Annotated in this window: 3 protein-coding genes; all 3 read right to left on the bottom strand. The window is 35.5% G+C overall.

Annotated features, from left to right (window positions below):
* Nucleotides 1-159 precede the first annotated feature (159 nt).
* The gene (locus R3333_RS13755; protein WP_318959347.1) at nt 160-429 is read right to left on the bottom strand and encodes a hypothetical protein; all 270 of its coding nucleotides are present in this window, start codon (nt 427-429) and stop codon (nt 160-162) included.
* A 9-nt stretch (nt 430-438) separates the two neighbouring features.
* On the bottom strand, nt 439-1,653 hold the full coding sequence (locus R3333_RS13760; protein WP_318959348.1) for a transposase: 1,215 nt from the start codon (nt 1,651-1,653) through the stop codon (nt 439-441).
* Between the two features lie 307 nt (nt 1,654-1,960).
* A partial coding sequence (gene ltrA / locus R3333_RS13765) for a group II intron reverse transcriptase/maturase (protein ID WP_318959349.1) occupies nt 1,961-3,033 on the bottom strand: 1,073 nt, incomplete at its 5' end.

The raw sequence follows: 3,033 nt of genomic DNA on the forward strand, positions 1-3,033 counted from the left end.
GAGATTATAAGTTTGACAAGAAGAAATGTGCCTTGGTCACTTTCTTCATTCATACACAGCCTTTGAAAAGTCAAACAAGTACTTTCATCGATTTAAACCAATGAAAACTCTTGGACAAGAACAAATGCGGTCGTTGACCGCTTCTTTCCTATGCAAGCATTAATCCTTCCATTTGTATGTAACACCATGCACGGATTTATATAAAACTGGTTCCATTTGTTCAGGGCAATTTTCACAACTAAACCTGGGCGGAACACTTAGGTCACCACCATCAAAAAAATCTAATTCTTCTACCACTTCTATTGGTATCATTTCTTCTGCTCCGCAGCCTAGGCATCTGAACAATACCGATTTATTTTCCTTTAACTTGCTCATTTTTCTCGCTGCTTTTAATTTTGCCCGTCTCTTGTCTTTTACCTTTTTACTCATACCTTCTCCTCATTTGTACAATGGTTCAAAGCCCAACTTTCCTTTTATTATGTCGTGACTTTCCTTAAGTTCTTCTATTTCTTTTTTTACTTTTTCATAAGCTCTATCATGTATCAATTTTAAAACGCTTCCTATGCCTGGATATACCACATCACTTATTGTCATTTCTGTTTTACAATTTGGACACTTTAATGGATCATGGCCAAATGATAGTTGTATCCTTTTACGCCATGATTTGTATTTCTTTTGAATCTCTTTTATTTTATCATTCACCATTTTTATTACTTTACATTTATGCTTTCTTTTACCTGCATATATGCCATAGTAACGAATCATTTTAAATCCACTATTTGCGATATGAATGATAACACGTTTTATAAATTCAAATACACTTACTTTAATTTCTCTTCTTTCACCACTTTTATGATCATCATAAAAGTAAGTAACAGTTTTACCATCATAGTCTATTATTCTTGAATTTGCAATTGCAGGACGACCTGTATATCTACCTACATATTTCATGGCCGATCTGCTATCAGATATCTGCCGGTCTCCATATACATAAAAACCATCTTTATATGCAGCATACAATTTATTTTTTATATTTTTAAAGGCACGCTTTCCCTTTTTTATGGTCTTTTCTAAGGCTTTTAACAAACCTGTTTGCCAGCTTTTTCGCAGTCTTTCATAATGAAAGTAGTGACAATTTTTCCACTCTGTTATTTCTCCCATTGCCCCCTCTGTAACCAATAAGTGGACGTGAGGATTCCATTTTAAATCGCGACCAAAAGTATGTATTACAGATACAACACCAGGTGTATAATTTTCCTTTTTATTTATTTGATTAAAGTATCTTTTTAATACATCATAAGCTATTTGAGGAAGCAGACTTAAACGTTTTCTATCCTGTCTAAAATATATTCTTAATTCCTGAGGAACTGTAAATACCATATGTCTATGTTTAACCTTTATCAACGTATTAGACATTTTTTCAGCGCGCTCATCGACGTAAATTTTACCACACGAGCTACAAAATCTGCTTTTACACGTAAAGCCTAGCTTTTTTTCTACTCCACATTTGCTGCAACTATAAACAGTATGTCCTTTACTGATATCACCACAATTAATCATACGCGTTACGTCTTTTACTACATCTGGTCGTATTTTATCCTTATAAACTTCATAAAAAGCATCCCAATGATTAGAAAATATCTCTTTAATCATATGCCAAACCTCCTATGGAAATCTTTTACATTATTATTTTATCAAGTTTTTCCAATAGCTTCAACCCTATTTCTTATTGTCTAGGAAATGAAATTTCCTAGACAACAAGAAATGTGCCATTGGCACTTTCTTCATTCTTAAACAGCATAAGCAAAGTCATATCTGTACTTTCAACGATTATAGCGAATGAAAACGTAGAGTAGAAAACAGGTTTTGATTCAATCTCCACCTGCTCCCCCTCATCAAACCGTACATGAAGTTTTCCCTCATACGGCTTTCCGAGATTCTTCTTCCATCCGCTTTACGGCTAATACACAACCATTCTTTTCAAGCCCAATCTGTATAGAAGTTGACTTACAGTATAGTACTTGTAGGTCTTCCTCTTTCTATGCTTCATATTGTACCAAATAACAAGTCGATGTCTTATAAAACTGTCCAGCTTTCTAAGCATCCTAGTTGGTGATAGTTTGTAATAATTACGCCAGCCACTTATCTTTGGGTTTAGTATACTAATCATCGCTTTGGGTTCTTTATAGGTTGTAGATTTACTAGTAATCGCTCTAATCACTTCTTTTATCTGTTTGTACTTCTTTTTACATATCCATCTTTCAACAGCATAGTATTCTCTTCCGGATACAGTCTTTTGCTTGGTCTTTCTATGATGATAACCTAGGAAAATAAAACCTTCCTTACCGCCCCAAAGGTTTACAACCTTTGTCTTTTCAACACTCAGTTCTAAATCTAAGCGTCTCATGACTTCTCTGATGACTGCATAGCTATGTTCTACGTCCTTCTTGTTCTTGCAGATAATCACAAAATCATCTGCAAAGCGGACGAGCTTGCCTAAGTGACTATAATGTCTTTCCCATACTGTATCTAAGTAGTCTAAGTAGATGTTAGATAATAGCGGCGAGATCGCCGACCCTTGAGGACTACCCACTGTAGTGGCCATCTTTTTTCCCGCAATCATCACGCCAGCCTCTAGCCATTTCTTTATGAGTTTCAACACTCTTCTATCGTTAATTCTCTTCTCGACAAGTAGCATCAATTTATCGTGATTAATGTTATTGAAATAACCTTTGATGTCCGCGTCTAAAACATAATTACCCCTGTTATTACACGCTTTTCTTATCACTTCTAATGCCTGATGTTGATTCCGTTTGGGTCTGAAACCAAATGAGCTTCCTTTAAAATCCGCTTCAAATATTGGTTCCACAACTAGTTTCATGGCTGTTTGTACGATTCTATCTTTGACCGTTGGTATGCCGAGTGGCCTTGTCGAATCTTTTCCCTTTGGAATTTCTGTATACCTAACAGGCGGTGGATTATAACCACCTTTCAGTAGGTCAAGTCTTATTTCCTCTAGGACTTTACCAACAC

Source organism: Lishizhenia sp. (assembly GCF_033720595.1).
Taxonomy (GTDB): Bacteria; Bacteroidota; Bacteroidia; order Flavobacteriales_D; family Crocinitomicaceae; genus Lishizhenia.

What these genes read in the sequence shown, in the direction of transcription:
- R3333_RS13755 (WP_318959347.1), bottom strand. Translation starts at nt 429, where the DNA reads ATGAGTAAAAAGGTAAAAGACAAGAGACGGGCAAAATTAAAAGCAGCG.
- R3333_RS13760 (WP_318959348.1), bottom strand. Translation starts at nt 1,653, where the DNA reads ATGATTAAAGAGATATTTTCTAATCATTGGGATGCTTTTTATGAAGTT.